At 68.3% G+C, this 15,439-nt stretch carries 15 protein-coding genes and 1 pseudogene; 6 read left to right on the top strand and 10 right to left on the bottom strand.

Translation table 11 applies throughout. The features are described 5' to 3' along the window. Complete coding sequence (locus ACQCSX_RS08445; RefSeq protein ID WP_427018548.1) at positions 1–516, bottom strand: DoxX family protein; 516 nt, start codon at positions 514–516, stop codon at positions 1–3. A gap of 226 nt (positions 517–742) precedes the next feature. Between ACQCSX_RS08445 and ACQCSX_RS08440 the strand changes: the two genes are divergently transcribed. Both ACQCSX_RS08440 and rsrA read left to right on the top strand, forming a co-directional pair. Next, positions 743–1,417, top strand: coding sequence for a sigma-70 family RNA polymerase sigma factor (locus ACQCSX_RS08440; RefSeq protein ID WP_427018547.1), 675 nt, complete (start codon positions 743–745; stop codon positions 1,415–1,417). Next, positions 1,414–1,674, top strand: a complete 261-nt coding sequence (gene rsrA / locus ACQCSX_RS08435; RefSeq protein WP_427018546.1) for a mycothiol system anti-sigma-R factor — start codon at positions 1,414–1,416, stop codon at positions 1,672–1,674. The genes ACQCSX_RS08440 and rsrA overlap by 4 nt, the downstream gene beginning before the upstream one ends. On the opposite strand, the gene ACQCSX_RS08430 is transcribed toward rsrA, so the two are convergent. The 4 genes from ACQCSX_RS08430 to ACQCSX_RS08415 all read right to left on the bottom strand — a co-directional run bounded on the left by ACQCSX_RS08430 (position 1,671) and on the right by ACQCSX_RS08415 (position 3,190). Then, positions 1,671–2,105, bottom strand: coding sequence for a group III truncated hemoglobin (locus tag ACQCSX_RS08430; protein WP_427018545.1), 435 nt, complete (start codon positions 2,103–2,105; stop codon positions 1,671–1,673). The genes rsrA and ACQCSX_RS08430 overlap by 4 nt on opposite strands. After that, entirely contained in the window at positions 2,102–2,254 is a 153-nt protein-coding gene (locus ACQCSX_RS08425) for a hypothetical protein (RefSeq protein WP_427018544.1), read from the bottom strand. Before ACQCSX_RS08425 ends, ACQCSX_RS08430 begins: the two co-directional genes overlap by 4 nt. Before the next feature lie 24 nt (positions 2,255–2,278). Further along, positions 2,279–2,995 carry a helix-turn-helix transcriptional regulator gene (locus ACQCSX_RS08420; RefSeq protein WP_427018543.1) on the bottom strand — a complete coding sequence of 239 codons (717 nt, stop codon included), beginning with the start codon at positions 2,993–2,995 and terminating at the stop codon, positions 2,279–2,281. Between the two features lie 120 nt (positions 2,996–3,115). Then, a complete protein-coding gene (locus ACQCSX_RS08415) occupies positions 3,116–3,190 on the bottom strand; it encodes a 50S ribosomal protein bL37 (RefSeq protein ID WP_104061284.1) in 75 nt (24 codons plus the stop codon). A 143-nt stretch (positions 3,191–3,333) separates the two neighbouring features. On the opposite strand from ACQCSX_RS08415, the gene ACQCSX_RS08410 reads away from it, so the two are divergent. Next, a complete protein-coding gene (locus ACQCSX_RS08410; RefSeq protein ID WP_427018542.1) occupies positions 3,334–4,299 on the top strand; it encodes a zinc-binding dehydrogenase in 966 nt (321 codons plus the stop codon). Between the two features lie 3 nt (positions 4,300–4,302). On the opposite strand, the pseudogene ACQCSX_RS08405 reads toward ACQCSX_RS08410, so the two are convergent. After that, a pseudogene (locus ACQCSX_RS08405) lies at positions 4,303–4,906 on the bottom strand (PadR family transcriptional regulator). Then, complete coding sequence (locus ACQCSX_RS08400; protein WP_427018541.1) at positions 4,906–5,616, bottom strand: hypothetical protein; 711 nt, start codon at positions 5,614–5,616, stop codon at positions 4,906–4,908. Before ACQCSX_RS08400 ends, ACQCSX_RS08405 begins: the two are co-directional and overlap by 1 nt. 184 nt (positions 5,617–5,800) lie before the next feature. On the opposite strand from ACQCSX_RS08400, the gene ACQCSX_RS08395 reads away from it, so the two are divergent. After that, on the top strand, positions 5,801–6,748 hold the full coding sequence (locus tag ACQCSX_RS08395; RefSeq protein WP_427018540.1) for a hypothetical protein: 948 nt from the start codon (positions 5,801–5,803) through the stop codon (positions 6,746–6,748). A gap of 79 nt (positions 6,749–6,827) precedes the next feature. Here the strand turns inward: ACQCSX_RS08395 and ACQCSX_RS08390 are convergent, their stop codons facing one another. Together ACQCSX_RS08390 and ACQCSX_RS08385 are read right to left on the bottom strand one after the other, a co-directional pair. Next, complete coding sequence (locus ACQCSX_RS08390; RefSeq protein ID WP_427019013.1) at positions 6,828–7,427, bottom strand: GDSL-type esterase/lipase family protein; 600 nt, start codon at positions 7,425–7,427, stop codon at positions 6,828–6,830. A gap of 133 nt (positions 7,428–7,560) precedes the next feature. Continuing rightward, the gene (locus ACQCSX_RS08385) at positions 7,561–11,397 is read right to left on the bottom strand and encodes a multifunctional oxoglutarate decarboxylase/oxoglutarate dehydrogenase thiamine pyrophosphate-binding subunit/dihydrolipoyllysine-residue succinyltransferase subunit (RefSeq protein WP_427018539.1); all 3,837 of its coding nucleotides are present in this window, start codon (positions 11,395–11,397) and stop codon (positions 7,561–7,563) included. A gap of 297 nt (positions 11,398–11,694) precedes the next feature. Between ACQCSX_RS08385 and ACQCSX_RS08380 the strand changes: the two genes are divergently transcribed. Continuing rightward, positions 11,695–13,197, top strand: coding sequence for a GuaB1 family IMP dehydrogenase-related protein (locus tag ACQCSX_RS08380; RefSeq protein WP_427018538.1), 1,503 nt, complete (start codon positions 11,695–11,697; stop codon positions 13,195–13,197). A gap of 48 nt (positions 13,198–13,245) precedes the next feature. On the opposite strand, the gene ACQCSX_RS08375 is transcribed toward ACQCSX_RS08380, so the two are convergent. Continuing rightward, entirely contained in the window at positions 13,246–14,271 is a 1,026-nt protein-coding gene (locus tag ACQCSX_RS08375) for a LacI family DNA-binding transcriptional regulator (protein WP_427018537.1), read from the bottom strand. A gap of 258 nt (positions 14,272–14,529) precedes the next feature. Between ACQCSX_RS08375 and ACQCSX_RS08370 the strand changes: the two genes are divergently transcribed. After that, positions 14,530–15,378, top strand: a complete 849-nt coding sequence (locus tag ACQCSX_RS08370; protein WP_427018536.1) for a sugar phosphate isomerase/epimerase family protein — start codon at positions 14,530–14,532, stop codon at positions 15,376–15,378. Positions 15,379–15,439 lie beyond the last annotated feature (61 nt).

Here is a 15,439-nt window from a genome sequence, read left to right as displayed (position 1 = left end):
CTATGCACCCGCCACGTTGTGGGCCAGCCGGCGGACGGCGGCGTCGGTGTGCTTGAGCTGCGCGGTGCCGGCCTTCTTGCCGGCCGTGGCCAGCTGGTTGGCGCGCCAGGCCAGGCCCGGACGTCCGGCGGTGTCCACGGCGGCCAGCAGGGCGCCGCCGGTGAGGGAGATGTTCTTCAGCAGGGATCCGCGGCGGTGCGCCTTGCCCTCCTTGGTGCTGCCGTCGGACGTGCGGTACTCCACGAGGGCATTCAGTGCGGAGGTCAGGGCCAGCACGGTGCCGGCCAGCCGGGAAACCTTGCCCGTGGCCAGCAGCACGCCGGCGCCCACCTGGATGCCACCGAGGGCGCGCGCCAGGGTCTTTTCGTCCAGCTGGACCGGGAGCGCCGCGGCGGCCTTGCCGAGCAGCGGGGCCAACTCGGCCGCCGTCGCGTCCGCGTGGCGCATGCGGTCCAAACCGGAAATGATGAATGTTGAGGCAAGCATGGGGCGGGCCAGCACACGGACTATGGACAACAGGGCCTCCTTGTTTTGCGCACTGTGAATGCGGCGGGACCGGCACCGCGTTGCCGCGGCGGTCCCATTGTCCTTCTAGTCTCGCACTTTGCCCGGCGCTTTGCGGAATATCCCGGGTGGGGGTGCCGTTGTGAAAAGCAGACAACGACGGCGAAAGGAAGCCATGGCGACGTTGGTAGCCACGCGACCCGGGCTGCGCGCAGGGGTGACAGTAGACTGGGCGCTAATGAACACCAGTGAGAATGCTCAGACCCCAGAGCCCGCACCGCAGGCCGATGCCGGGGTGGATCTTGCCACGGAATCGGTGGAGGAACGCCGTGCCCGCTTCGAACGCGATGCCATGGTGTACGTGGACCAGCTGTATTCGGCGGCCATGCGGATGGCACGCAATCCCAGCGATGCCGAGGACCTGGTGCAGGAGGCCTACACCAAGGCTTTTTCCGCCTTCCACCAGTACAAGCCCGGGACCAACCTCAAGGCATGGCTGTACCGGATCCTGACCAACACGTACATCAACCTGTACCGCAAGCGCCAGCGCGAGCCCCAGCAGTCCAACTCGGACCAGGTGGAGGACTGGCAGCTGGCCCGGGCCGAGTCCCACACCTCCAGCGGGCTGCGCTCGGCGGAGGCCGAGGCGCTGGACCACCTGCCGGACTCCGATGTGAAGAGTGCGCTGCAGGCCATTCCGGAGGAGTTCCGCCTGGCGGTCTACTTTGCCGACGTTGAGGGCTTTGCGTACAAGGAAATATCAGACATTATGAACACCCCCATCGGCACAGTGATGTCGCGCCTGCACCGCGGGCGCAAGATGCTGCGCGACATGCTGGCGGACTATGCCATTGAACGCGGCATCCTCAAGCCGGCCCCCGAGGGAAGCACCGAAACGGAGAAAGCACCATGAGCGACTGCCAAAGTTTGGGAGATTGCGACGACGCGCGGGTCACCCGCATCTATGAATACCTTGACGGGGCACTGTCCCGCGAGGACCTGGCCGAGATCAAGGGCCACCTGGACACCTGCACCGACTGCAGCACCGAATACGATCTGGAATGCGTGATCCGCTCCGTGGTCAAGCGCTCCTGCGTCGAGGCCGCACCGGCGAACCTGAAGGCGGCCATCCTGGACCGCCTGCACAACGGGCGCACCGCGGACGTCTAGGACGCCCGGCCCCTGGTGATGGTGTCGAAGCTGCTGGCCGAACGGCCGCTGACCCGCCGGTGCATGGATCCGGCGATGCGGTGGGCCTGCACCTTCGCCAGCTCGGCCTTCTCACCGGCAAACAGCTCATCGACGGTGCCGTTCCACAGGGCGAGCCAGCGGTTGAAATGCTCCAGCGTCAGGGGTTCGGTGGCGTTGAGGGCGAAATGGACCTCCAAGGCGTTGCGCTTGTAGAGCCCGGCCCGGAAGAGCACCGTCTGCCAGAAATCGGCCATGATGGGCAGGTGCCGGGCCAGATCCAGGTGCGCCACCTCGGTGAAAACATGCCCCAGCAGGGGATCGTTGAACGCCTTCCCATAGAACGTCTGCACCAGCAGCAGCACATCGTCCCGGCCGGCAATGTCCACCCGGCCGTCCACTGCCGCGCTCATGCGGCCACGGCCAGGACGACGGCGGTGCCGGCCACCGCGGGGACCCGGCCCGGCACCCGGAATTTCAGCGGTGTTTCAAGGAAGGAAATGGCCGCAACCATGCCAAACCAGATCAATGGCGGTGCGGTGAGCAGGACCAAGGGGAGCATGGGCGGGTTCTCTCGTCGAAAGTGTCAGTGCGCCGCAACGGCGGCCGGTGCCAGCGCAATGCCGGCAAGGCAGGTGGTGGGGGTGTCCCAGGGCACCAGGGTGGCTTCGGCGCCGGCGGCACCCAGCTGGTCCAGATAGCCGCGCAGGATGCCCAGATGGGCCGAACAGACGGCCCCCGGGTCCCGGCGGGCGAGGCCGGCAAAGGGGCAGGCATGCAACCTCAGTGATGTGGCGGCCCGCCGGGCCGGATCCTTACCTGAGCCGGCCTGGTCTGGCCCGGCCTGGCCTGGCCCGGGTTCCGGTTCAAAGCCGAGCTCGGTGAAGAACCCTGCCACCGAGGCGGTAATCTGCTCGCCGGACAACGCCGACGGTGTGGCAGGCAGGCTGCGGTGTGCCCAGCGCCGGCCCGCGTCCGCCGCTTTCGCCGCCACGGGCGCGGGCGAGGGATCGGCCAACGCGTCGGCCAGGATCCCCGCGAGCATGGGGTACCCGGCGTCGGCCACCTCCGGGGTGCGGGCACTGTACCGAAGTACGGGCCGTCCCCGCCCGGTGGTGGGGGCGGGGACGGCGTCTATGAGGCCGGCGGCCAGCAGTTCGCCCAGATGGAAGCGGACCGTGCTCAGCGGCAGGCCGGCGCCTGTTGCCAGCATGGCCGCCGTCGTTGCGGCGGAGCTGCGGATGGCCCAGAGCAGCCGCTGCCGCTGTGGCGAGGCCAGTGCGGCGTGCGGTGAAGTGGTCACGTCCCCAGCCTAGCGTTAAAACAGGTTTATTTGTTTTAATACAGGGTTGGGGATGGCAGCGACAAGAAACCCCCTGCACCAGGAAGGTGCAGGGGGTTTCTTTGGCTTTAAGTTCAAGACTTAAGCGTTGGGGCGCTTACCGTGGTTAGCGCCGCCACGCTTCCGGTCACGACGCTTGCGTGCTCGCTTGGACATAGCTGCCTCCAATCATTAGATCGATCTGAAAAGATCCGCCCTCTAGTCTCCCACACGCCCCACCGGCTCGCCTAACCGGCGTCGTGCCTCGCTAGGATCAAAGCAACCACACCGGCGTGATCCAAGAAGATGAGGTAACTTCCGTGCGAGCCGTCTTTGCCCAGTCCAGTTCCGCCACCGATCCGCTCTCCGCCCTGGCGGTGGGGGAGCTCGACGGCGCCCCCGGCCCGGACGGCTGGGTGAAGGTTACGCTGCGCGCCTCGGCCCTGAACCACCACGACCTCTTTTCGCTGCAGGGCGTGGGCCTGCCGGCCGGCCGGCTGCCGATGGTGCTCGGCTGCGACGGCGCCGGCGTGGACGGGGACGGCAACGAGGTGATCGTCCACGCCGTCGTCGCCAGCCCGGGCTGGCGCGGCGACGAGACACTGGATCCGCACCGCAGCCTGCTCTCGGAAATCCACCCCGGCACCATGGCCGACTCCGTCTGGGTGCCCGCAGGCAACACCGTGCCCAAGCCCGCCGCGCTCGGCTGGGAGGAGGCGGCCTGCCTGCCCACCGCCTGGCTGACGGCCTTCAAGATGCTCTTCACCGTCTCCCCGGCGGGACCGGGCTCCACCATTTTGGTGCAGGGAGCAGGTGGCGGGGTCTCGACGGCGCTGGTGGCCATGGGTGCCCGCGCCGGCTTCAGAGTCTGGGTGACGGGCCGCAGCCAGGCCAAGCGCGACGGGGCCCTGGCGCTGGGCGCCGACGCCGTCTTCGAGCCGGGTGCACGGCTGCCCGGCCGGGTGGATGTCGTCTTCGATTCCGTGGGCGAGGCAACCTGGGCCCATTCGCTCAGGAGCCTCAAGCCGGGCGGGGCCATTGTCACCTGCGGTGCCACCAGCGGCTTCAACCCGCCCGCCGAACTGAACCGGGTGTTCTTCACCCAGCTGCAGGTGTTGGGCTCCACCATGGGCAACCGTACCGAGCTGGCGGCGCTGGTGCAGTTCCTTGCCACCACGGGCCTGCGCCCGCAGATCGACACCGTCCTGCCGCTGGAGCGCGCCCGCGAGGGATTCGCCATGCTCCTGGCCGGCGACGTCAGCGGCAAGATCGTCTTCACGCATTAGGCGCTATTTGAGCGTGTTCCTGATGGCGATGGCGGCCTGGTCGAGCACGGTGCGCACTGTCGCCAGCGTGACCTCGTTGACCGTCCCGGTTCCGGCGTGGCGGCGCAGTTCCACGCGCATGTCGTCGCGGAAGGACTGCAGCATCATTTCCGTCTCCGTCAGCAGCCGGTGGCTGGCGCTGGCACTCTGTTCCGGGGACACCCGCCTGGCACCGCTTCTGGCCGCTTCGGCGCTGGCGGCCAGGTCCGCGCGGAGGCCGCGCATGCTCTCGCGCAGATCGGTGCGCAGCTCATCGGCCAGCCGGCGCACGGAGGCCGAGATTTCCGCCTCCACCGCGGCCAGCTCATCGCGGCGCGCACCGATCTCCGCCAGTCCGGTGGCCGTGAGGCTGTAGACGGTCCGCCGGCCCGCCAGCGCGGTGGCCACCAGCCCCTCCCCCTCCAGCTTGGCCAGCCGCGGGTAGACCGTGCCGGCGGGGGGGGGGGGAGTAGGTGCCGCCAAAGGGCTCCGAGAGTGCCTTGATGATCTCGTAGCCGTGTTTGGGCCCCTCTTCCAGCAGTGCCAGCAGGTACAGGCGCAGCGCCCCGTGGGCAAAGACCGGAGGCATCAGTGGCCGTCCTCGTCCCAGGAGAGCGGATCGGCGCCGGGTCCGCGGTGGACAATGGCCAGATTCCCGGAGATGGAGCTGGTGCGCACCGTGATGCGCGGGGCGGCCGGGCCGGTGCTCGTGTGCACGTTCTGGCCCACGCCGGTGAAACGCGTCTCGTCCAGCAGCACCGAGCCCGAGGTGGCCTTCGCCGCCAGGTCCACCCCGACGCCGTCGGGCAGCCGGATGGTGACGTCGCCCGAGATGGACTTGGACGAGAGGTCCACCGGGGTGCCCAGCACGTCAGAGCTCAGGTTGCCCGAGACGGTATTGGCCCGGATGTTGCTCAAATGCCCGGACGCCGTCACCTTGCCCGAGACGCTTTTGGCCACCAGGGCACCGGTGTGGTCGCGGGCGATGATCTCGCCGCTGACGGTGGCTGCCGTCACGGGCGTGCCGGCGGGGACGGCGATGCTGATGACGGCCCGGGCGCTGGAGTTGATGTTGACGATTTTCTTCAGCCAGTTCCCGGAATCCAGATGCTCGATCTTCAGCGTGCCGCCGGCCATGCTGATGGCCAGTGGCACCCCGGAGACCTCGCTGACCTCAACCGTGGTGGCAGGGCCGTCATGCGTGATCACATCCACCCGGCCGCGCACCAGGACGGCCTTCAGCTCGGTGACGCCGTCGATGTCCAATGTCTGTGGTTCGGTGGTGGACCAGTTATCCATGGCCAGGATTCCTCTCAAGGTTGCGATATATCGCGTCCTCCCCAATGGCAATACCCCCGCGAACCGTCACTTGTGGGCAGTGTTTCGGCCCAACACTGCCCACAAGTGACGGTTCGCGGGATTGCAGGGAAGACGGTGCTGTGGATAACCTCCGGAGGGGGCCGCAGCGGCGTGAAAATCGACTATGCGACGCAGCGAATTGCCCGCCGAATTGGCCGGCCGGTCCTTTACCACCAGATCCGCCGATGCCGCAGGTGTTGCACGGAACAGGACACGGGCCAATGATCTGATCGCCGTCTCGCGCGGGATCCGGATTCCCCGCGACGCGGATGTCTGCGGGGCGGCGGCTCTGCGGGCCTACACGGAACTGGACCAGTGGAGCGTACTGACCCACGTTGCCGCGGCCCACGTGTGGGGCCTGCCGCTCCCGGCGGCCCAGGCCGGAGACTGGCGGGTCCATGTGGCACGGCCCCGCGGATTGGCGAGGCCGCGGCGGGCCAACGTAGTGGGGCATGAGCTGACGCTGCTGCCGGGGGAGATGGTGGAGTTCGACGGCGTCCGGGTGACGTCCCCTGCCCGGACCTGGCTGGACCTGGCCAGAATGGCGAGGCTGGCTACGGTCGAGCATGTTGCCGGGCTGGTGGCGGCCGGTGACCGGCTGGTGTGTGCCCATGGGCCGGACTTCCCGAAGCCCTGCGATCCCCTGTGTGGAATCGATGACCTGCGGCGGATGGTCCACGCGCATGCGGGAATGCGCGGCGTCCGAGCGGCACGGGAGGCCGTGGAGCTGGTCAGGGTGGGCGCGGATTCCGCTCCGGAGACGTTTGTGCGGCTGGCGTTGGTCCGTGCCGGCCTGCCGGAACCGGAGTTGAACTGTGTGCTCCGCTCGCCGGCGGGGAAGCCATGGGTGTGGCCGGACGCGGCCTACCGGCGGTGGCGCATCAGCCTGCAATACGACGGCGGCCACCACGGCGGCGACGACCAGTACCGGCAGGACCTCCGCCGGGCCGAGAACACCCGGCTTGCCGGTTGGCTGGAGGTCAGGATCGGGTGGGAGGACATCCAGGGCGGGCGCCCCGCCGTCGTCCGCAAGGTCCGCGACGCACTGCGCAGCCGTGGCTGGTCCCCTTAACCACCGCGAACCGTCATTTGTGGGCAGTGTTTTGGTGCAACACTGCCCACAAATGACGGTTCGGCGGAGGGGAGGTGGGTCAGCCGGCGTCGGGGATGTTGAGCCACTGGTACCAGCCGCGGTGCAGCACCAGCCAGGCCATCAGGCCATAGCCGGCCTGCCCCGGCGTGCCGGAGTTGGAGGCCAGGTCCGTACGCCACTGCTCATGGTTCTGCAGCGGGGAGAACGTGTCCACATAGTGGTGCTTGCGGCGGGTGGTGACGTCGGCAAAGGCCGTGTTGAGCTCGGCCAGCTTGCGGTTTAGGGCCGGGTCGAGGCTGGGCGGCGGGCCCACCACGAACACCGGAATGTTCAGCTGGGTGGCACCGTCAAGGATGTTCGCCAGGTTCAGCCGGCTGCGCGCGGTCGAGAGCCCGAAGGCGATGTCCCTGCCGGAGAGCCCAATGACCAGGCGGTTTTCGTGGAAATCGTCAAAGCGGCGCCCGGCCTCCTGCAGCCAACGGCCGGCCAGCGCCTCGGTGCCTTCCTGCGGGTTGGCCAGTGTGTACGCCTCCACGGAGATGTTCTCCTGTGGGGTCCGGGCCAGGGTGCGCCCCAGCCAGCCTAGTGCGCGGGGATCCCCCACGCCGGCCACCAGCTCGTCCCCCACCGCAGCAATGCGGACTTTGCGCTGCTCCACAATCACCCTTTCAACGTCGTAGCCAAGTTATGTCCCCTGAGTCTTTCACAGCGGCGGGGCGCAGCGCTGCAAACGGCACCCTAAGACAAGGATGCCCAGCCTGTTTCCAGACTGGGCATCCTTGAAGGCGGTGCTAGTTGCGCTCGAACGCCTGCTTGAGCAGGAGCGTTTGCTCCACAGCGTGGCGCTTGGCCGACCCGGTGGCCGTGGACGCCGACGCCGGGCGGGAGACCCGCATCAGCTTGCGGTCCAGCTCCGGAGCCAGGTTCAGGCCCATGAACGGCCACGGACCCTGGTTGGCGGGCTCGTCCTGGGCCCAGACCACATCCGCGTTCGGGTACTTGGCCAGTTCGGCCTTGATCTCCTGAAGCGGCAGCGGGTAGAGCTGCTCGACGCGGATGATGACGCTCTTGGTGTCGCCGGCCTTGTCGCGGGCGGCCAGGAGGTCGTAGTACAACCGGCCGGAGACCAGCACCACGCGGTCGACGGCGTTCGCATCCACCGTTGCGTGCTCACCGATGACCGTGCGGAAGCCGCCGGTGGTGAAGTCGGCAACCTCGGAAGCGGCGGCCTTGAGGCGCAGCAGCTGCTTGGGCGTGAAGATGATCAGCGGCTTGCGCGGCTTGGAGTAGGCCTGGCGGCGCAGCAGGTGGAAGTGCGACGCCGGCGTGGTCGGGTTGGCCACCACCATGTTCTCCTCGGCACACATCTGCAGGTAGCGCTCGATGCGGGCGGAGGAGTGGTCCGGGCCCTGGCCCTCGTAGCCGTGCGGGAGCATCAGCACCAGCGAGGAACGCTGGCCCCACTTCTGCTCGGCCGAGGAGATGAACTCGTCCATGACCGTCTGGGCGCCGTTGGCGAAGTCGCCGAACTGGGCCTCCCAGAGCACCAGGGCATCCGGGCGCTCCACGGAGTAGCCGTACTCGAAGCCCATGGCAGCGTATTCGCTCAGCAGGGAATCGTAGATCCACAGCTTGGCCTGGTCCTCGCTGAGCTTGGTCAGCGGGGTCCACTCGCTGCCGTTGACGCGGTCGTGGAACGTGGCGTGGCGCTGGACGAAGGTTCCGCGGCGGGAGTCCTGTCCGACCAAACGCACGGGCACACCTTCCATGAGCAGCGAGCCAAAGGCCGCGATCTCGCCGAAGCCCCAGTCGATGCCGCCCTCTCGGGACATGGCCTCGCGCTTTTCCAGCAGCGGCTTGAGCTTCTGGTGGACGGTGAAGCCCTCTGGAATGTTCGTGTGCGCCGCACCGATCTTCGCCAGGTTGGCGGCGGTGATCGCGGTGGTCTTGGGCGTGTTGGTGCCGGAGTCGGCCTGCTGCGCCATCGGGCGCTCCAGGTCGGCCACGGCCTGGGCATCGGAGGTGATGATCGGGATCGGGGAGGTCTGGGCCGCGTGCGTCTCGGCGAAGACGCGCTCCAGGCGCTCCTGGTAGTCGCGCAGCAGCTGTGTGGCCTCGTCCTCGGTGATGTCGCCGCGGCCGATCAGGGCCTCGGTGTACAGGCGGCGCACGGAGCGCTTGGCCTCGATCAGGTTGTACATCAGCGGCTGAGTCATCGAGGGGTCGTCGCCCTCGTTGTGGCCGCGGCGGCGGTAGCAGACCATGTCGATGACAACGTCCTTGCGGAAGCGCTGCTGGAACTGGTAGGCCAGCTGGGACACCCGGACCACTGCCTCGGGGTCGTCGCCGTTCACGTGGAACACCGGTGCCTGGATCATCTTGGCGACGTCCGTGGAGTACACGGAGGAGCGCGAGGACGACGGCGCGGTGGTGAAGCCCACCTGGTTGTTGACCACGATGTGGATGGTTCCACCGGTGCGGTAGCCGCGCAGCTGGGAGAGGTTGAGCGTTTCCGCCACCACACCCTGGCCGGCAAACGCCGCGTCGCCGTGGACCATGATGGGCAGCACGGGGAACTTCTCGCCCTGGTTCAACCGGTCCTGCTTGGCGCGGACGATGCCCTCCAGCACGGCGTCGACGGCCTCCAGGTGGGACGGGTTGGCGGCAAGGTAGACCTTGGTCTCGTTGCCGTTGTCCGAGGTGAACGTGCCCTCGGTGCCCAGGTGGTACTTGACGTCCCCGGAGCCTTGGACGCTGCGCGGGTCCTGGGTGCCCTCAAATTCGCGGAAGACCTGTGCGTAGGTCTTGCCGGCGATGTTGGTGAGCACGTTCAGGCGGCCGCGGTGGGCCATGCCGATCGCAACCTCGTCCAAGCCGTCGTCGGCGGCGTCGGAGATGATGGCGTCAAGCATCGGAATCAGGGACTCGCCACCCTCCAGGGAGAAGCGCTTCTGGCCGACAAACTTGGTCTGCAGGAACGTCTCGAAGGCCTCGGCGGAGTTGAGCTTGGAGACCACGCGCAGCTGCTCCTCGCGGCTGGGCTTGGAGTACGGGTGCTCCAGCTCATCCTGGAACCACTGGCGCTGCTCCGGCTCCTGGATGTGCATGTACTCGATGCCGGTGGTACGGCAGTAGGCATCGCGCAGCACGCCCAGGATGTCGCGCAGCGGCAGCTTGGGCTTGCCGCCGAAGCCACCCGTGGGCCACTCGCGGTCCAGGTCCCACAGGGTCAGGCCGTAGGTGAGCACGTCCAGGTCGGGGTGCTTGCGCTGGACGTACTCCAGCGGATCCGTGTCGGCCATCAGGTGGCCGCGGACGCGGTAGGAGTGGATCAGCTGCTGGATGCGGGCAACCTTGTTGATCTCATCCGCCGGGTCCACCTGGCGGTCCAGGCTCCAGCGCACGGGCTCGTAGGGGATGCGCAGGGATTCGAAGATCTCGTCGTAGAAGCCCTGGGCGCCCAGCAGCAGCTGGTGGACGATCTTGAGGAACTCGCCGGAACCGGCACCCTGGATGACGCGGTGGTCGTAGGTGGAGGTCAGCGTGAGGATCTTGGAGATGGCGTTCTGCGCAATGATCTTCTCGCTGGCGCCCTGGAACTCGGCCGGGTAGTCCAGCGCGCCGACGCCGATGATGGCGGCCTGGCCCTTGGACAGGCGGGGCACCGAGTGGACGGTGCCGATGCCGCCGGGGTTGGTCAGCGAAACGGTGGTGCCGGAGTGGTCGTCGGCGGTCAGCTTGCCGGCGCGGGCACGCTTGATCAGGTCCTCGTAGGTGTGCCAGAACTCCGAGAAGTTCAGCGTCTCGGCCTTCTTGATGTTCGGCACCACCAGCAGGCGCGAGCCGTCCGGCTTGGGCATGTCAATGGCGATGCCGAAGTTGACGTGGGCCGGCTGGACGGCAACGGGCTTGCCTTCGATCTCGTCGTAGTAGACGTTCATCGAGGGGAACTGGCCCAGCGCCTTGATGACGGCGTAGCCGATCAGGTGCGTGAAGGAGACCTTGCCGCCGCGTGCACGGGCCAGGTTGGAGTTGATGACCAGACGGTTGTCGATGAGCAGCTTGGCCGGGACGGCGCGCACACTCGTGGCCGTGGGGACCTCGAGGCTGGCGACCATGTTGGTGGCGATGGCCTTGGCCGGTCCGCGCAGCACGGTCTTGACGTCGGCCTCGGGCTGGGAGGTGTCCTTGGCGGATTTGGGCAGCTGGGCCGGAATGGGTGTGGTGCCGGTGCGGGCAGCGTCCTTGGCCGGAGCCGGCGGGCGCACGGGTGCCGGTGCGGCGGCAGGGGCCGCAGCCGGTGCGGCGGCAGGGGCCGCAGCAGGTGCGGCAGCGGCCGGGGCAGCAGCGGCAGGGGCGGCCGCAACCGGTGCAGCAGGTGCTGCAACGGCAGGTGCCGCCGGCGCCGTGGCCGGAATGGTGGGGATCAGGCGTGTGGCGGGAGCGGCATCGGGGGCGGCGTGACGGCCGTTGGCAGCGCTGCCATCGGCGTCGAACGACTCAAACAGCGGCCACCACTTCGTGTCCACAGAATTCTTGTCCGCCTGGTACCGCTCGTACAGCTCGTCGACGAGCCATTCGTTTCCGCCAAATTCCTCGGGTAGACGGTGGATGGATTGCTCTGGCACGTGAAATACGCCTCTTCCGTGAGTTCTAGTTGCCCGCTTGCTAGCCGCCGAAGGACGCAAAGAAGTTCCACTGGTGGAAATTCTTCAGGCAAGGGCCCTTCGGTTTCAGCTGATTCTGGTTCGGGTCCGTAGACCCATACCTCTTGCCAGTCTAGTTACCATTTGAAGCTCGTAGCCAATCTGAGCCCGATGTCACACCAATCGGTGAACGCCAATGGCTAGACTCGCAGCAGCGGTGCCTGCGGTGCCTCCTTTGGCCGCCGCCCCGGATTGTGCCGTGCCCTGGAGGGAGTCCCCATGCGTTTGATCAGCACACCGACCACGGACCTGACCTATTCCGACGTTTTCCTGCTGCCGGCCGCCTCGGCGATCCGGTCCCGGATGGACGTGGACCTGGCTGGCGGGGACGGCACGGGCACCACCATTCCGGTCGTGGTGGCGAACATGACCGCCGTCTCGGGCAAACGGATGGCCGAAACCGTGGCCCGCCGCGGCGGCCTGGCGGTGCTGCCCCAGGACATTCCGCTGCCGGTGGTCCGCGACGCCATGGCCTGGGTCAAGGCGCGTGACCTGGTCTTTGAAACGCCCGTGGTGCTCAGCCCCACCGATACCGTGGTCCATGCCATCCACCTGATGCCCAAGCGCGCCCACGGCGCCGTGCTGGTGGCCGGCGCCGACGGCACTTTCCTGGGCCTGGTGCGCGCCAGTGACTGCGAGGGCGTGGACCGTTTTGCCTCGCTGGCCTCGGTGCTGCACGCCACTGTCCCGACCCTGGATGCGGCACCCTTTGACGCCATCCGGGCCGACGCCGACGCCGGCACCAGCACGCCCAGGGAGGCCAAGGAGACCCTGGACGGGGCGCTGCGCGCCGCCTTTGCCACGCTGGAGGCGGCCGGCACCGACCTGCTGCCCGTGCTGCGCGGCGGTGCGGTGGCCGGCGTGCTCACCCGGCGGGGGCTGCTGCGCTCCACCATGTACGCCCCGGCCGCCGACGCCGGCGGGCGGCTGCGCATTGCCGCCGCCGTGGGGATCAACGGCGACGTCGGGGCCAAGGCCGCCGCGCTGCTGGACGCCGGGGCCGACGCCCTGGTGGTGGACACCGCCCACGGCCACCAGGATTCCATGCTCGCCGCGCTGCGGGCGGTGCGCGCCCTGGCCCCGGGGGTGCCGGTGGTGGCCGGCAATGTGGTCAGCGCCGACGGCGTGCGGGACCTGGTGGCTGCCGGCGCCGACATCGTCAAGGTCGGCGTCGGGCCCGGGGCCATGTGCACCACCCGGATGATGACGGCCGTGGGCCGGCCGCAGTTCTCCGCCGTGCTGGAATGCGCTGCCGCCGCGGATGAGCTGGGCGCCTCGGTCTGGGCCGACGGCGGGGTCAGGTATCCGCGGGATGTGGCGCTCGCACTCGCCGCAGGGGCCCGGTCTGTGATGATCGGCTCCTGGTTTGCCGGCACCTACGAGAGCCCGGGGGACCTGCTGGTGGATTCGGCCGGCCGGCGCTACAAGGAGAGCTACGGCATGGCCTCTGCCCGCGCGGTGCAGAACCGCACCCGCGGCGAGGACGCCTTTGACCGGGAACGCAAGGGCCTGTTCGAGGAGGGGATCTCCTCCTCGGTCATGTACCTGGACCCGGCCCGCCCGGGCGTGGAGGACCTGCTGGACATGATCACCGCCGGGCTGCGCAGCTCCATGGCCTACGCCGGCGCGTCCACGCTGGCGGAATTCCGCGAGCGGGCGGTGGTGGGGGTGCAGTCCGCCGCCGGCTACGAGGAGGGCCGGCCGGTGCCGCAAAGCTGGTAGCCGCCGGAACCGGGCGGGGACGCCAGGCGGCACGCAAGCCGGATCCGTTCAGCGGCGGACCGGTGCCGGGCCGGTGGAGGCCCGGATGGTCAAATGCGTCGGCAGCACGGCCTGGCGCCGGGGCGCGGCACCATGGTTTGGCGAGATCTGGCTGAGCAGCAGCGTCACGGCCGTCCGGCCGGCCTGCTCCACCGGGGCCGTCACGGTGGTCAGCGGCGGGCTGCAGAAGTCAGCGCCGAAAATGTCGTCACAGCCCACAATGCTCATGTCCGCGGGCACATGCACACCGCGCTCGCGGAGCCTGGCCAGCATGCCGATGGCGATGAGGTCGTTGAAGACAATGGTTGCGCTGACTCCACTGTGCACCGCGGCATCTGCGGCCGCCGCCCCCGAATGGGTGTGCGGGGCAAACGGCCCCAACCGCACCAATTCCACGCCATGCTCCTGGGCAGCGGCCTCCAGGCTTTCCCAGCGCCGGTGGCTGGAGCGGGAGGACGCGGGGCCGGCGATGAAGGCGATCCGGCTGTGGCCCAGCGAGATCAAATGGTCCAGCGCCTGATTGGTGGCCGTGGGCGTATCCAGCAGCACCGAGGGCACGCCCGGGACGTCGCGGTTGATGGTGACCATCGGCAGCTTGGCTGCAGCTGCGGCGAGCGCCTCGTCGGGCAGCCGCGAGGCCGTGACAATGACGCCGTCGGCGCTCTTGCGCAGTTGCTCCAGGGTGTTGGCCTCGACGTCCTCGGACTCTTCGGTGTCGACCAGCAGCTGGGTGTAGCCGGCGGCCTTGAGCTGGAGCTGGGTGCCGCGGATGATGTCGAAATAGAACGGGTTGGTGATGTCGGCCACCAGCACTGCGACCGCCCCGGTGCGGCCGGAGCTGAGCGCCTTGGCCTGGGCGTTGGGGATGTAGTGCAGCTGTGCCGCAGCGGCCTCGATCCGCACGCGGGTGCGGATGTTGACGCGGTCCGGGGTGGAGAGGGCGCGGGAAACGGTGGAGGCGGCGACGCCGCTCAGGGTGGCCACATCATGGATGGTGGCCGGGCGGTCCGTTGGGGCGCCGAGGGGAACGCTCATGGCTCGTGCCTCATTCTTCGCTGGATGAGAGGGGCCCCGGCCGCGGGATGTGAGCGGGGACACGTTGTGCAGAAGGCAACCATAGAGCCGTTTGCCATGATTTGGCAATCGGTTGTCAAAGAGTTGTTGGATGGCTAAGCTCAAGGCAATGCAATTGTGAAGCCAATCACGGTTGAAAACACTGGCTGCAGCGACGCAAGCCCCGGCCCCTGGCCCCGGCGGCGTCGGATCTGCAGGCCCGATCCCTGGAGGACCCCCATGACGCAGACCGCAACCGCCACGTGGACATTGTCCGGCTTTGGTGACGAGATCGACCCCGATCCCGCTGTCCAGGCGGCCGTGCTGCTGGCCCTGGGGGCCAGCCACATCGAGGTCCGCAGCGCCTGGGGCACCAATGTGGTGGACCTCGACGACGTCCAGACCGCCAAGCTCAAGGAAATCCTCGACGGCGCGGGCCTGAAGGTCTCGGCCGTGGCCAGCCCCATCGGCAAGGTGGACATTTCCCTGCCGGCGGCGGACGAGCTGGCCCGGCTCCGCCGGATCATCGCCGTCGCCAAGGCGCTGGACACCAAGTACATCCGCATCTTCTCCTTCTTCCGTTCCGCGGAGCAGACCCCCGAAGGGATCCGCGATGCCGTGATGGAGCGCATGACACTGCTCGCCGCCGAGGCGGAGCGGGCCGGTGTGGTGCTGCTGCACGAAAACGAGAAGGACATCTACGGCGACACCCCCGAGCGGGTGCTGGACCTGATGGAAACCGTCGCATCCCCGGCGCTGCGCGCTGCCTGGGACAACGCCAACTTTGTCCAGGTCGGTGTCAAGCCGTTCACCGAGGCCTACGCGATGCTGCGCCCGTATCTGGAATACCTGCAGGTCAAGGACGCCGTGGCCGGCAGCGGCGAAGTGGTGCCCACCGGAAAGGGCGACGGCCAGCTGGTGGAGACGCTGACTGCCCTCAGCCAGGATGGCTACTCGGGCTTTGCCTCCCTGGAGCCGCACCTGGCAGCCCAGCATGAGTTGGGCGGCTTCTCCGGCCCGGAGGCATTCGGCGCGGCAGCACGGGCGTTCCGCTCCGCAACCGACGCCATCGGTGTCTGCCTGCGCTAACGCAGCAACGGCCCGTACCCAGGGGCCGCCAGGTTTGATCGTCCCGTTTGCAGTGTGTAGC

Source organism: Pseudarthrobacter sp. P1 (assembly GCF_050156935.1).
Classification (GTDB): domain Bacteria; phylum Actinomycetota; class Actinomycetes; order Actinomycetales; family Micrococcaceae; genus Specibacter.
Note: the sequence above shows the minus strand (reverse complement) of the source record. Positions and strands in the feature narration are given on the sequence as shown.

Bases quoted from the DNA above. Each gene is read 5' to 3' on its own strand.
- ACQCSX_RS08440 (WP_427018547.1), top strand. From the start codon at position 743: ATGAACACCAGTGAGAATGCTCAGACCCCAGAGCCCGCACCGCAGGCC.
- rsrA (WP_427018546.1), top strand. From the start codon at position 1,414: ATGAGCGACTGCCAAAGTTTGGGAGATTGCGACGACGCGCGGGTCACC.
- ACQCSX_RS08430 (WP_427018545.1), bottom strand. From the start codon at position 2,105: ATGAGCGCGGCAGTGGACGGCCGGGTGGACATTGCCGGCCGGGACGAT.
- ACQCSX_RS08425 (WP_427018544.1), bottom strand. From the start codon at position 2,254: ATGCTCCCCTTGGTCCTGCTCACCGCACCGCCATTGATCTGGTTTGGC.
- ACQCSX_RS08400 (WP_427018541.1), bottom strand. From the start codon at position 5,616: ATGGATAACTGGTCCACCACCGAACCACAGACATTGGACATCGACGGC.
- ACQCSX_RS08395 (WP_427018540.1), top strand. From the start codon at position 5,801: ATGCGACGCAGCGAATTGCCCGCCGAATTGGCCGGCCGGTCCTTTACC.
- ACQCSX_RS08380 (WP_427018538.1), top strand. From the start codon at position 11,695: ATGCGTTTGATCAGCACACCGACCACGGACCTGACCTATTCCGACGTT.
- ACQCSX_RS08375 (WP_427018537.1), bottom strand. From the start codon at position 14,271: ATGAGCGTTCCCCTCGGCGCCCCAACGGACCGCCCGGCCACCATCCAT.
- ACQCSX_RS08370 (WP_427018536.1), top strand. From the start codon at position 14,530: ATGACGCAGACCGCAACCGCCACGTGGACATTGTCCGGCTTTGGTGAC.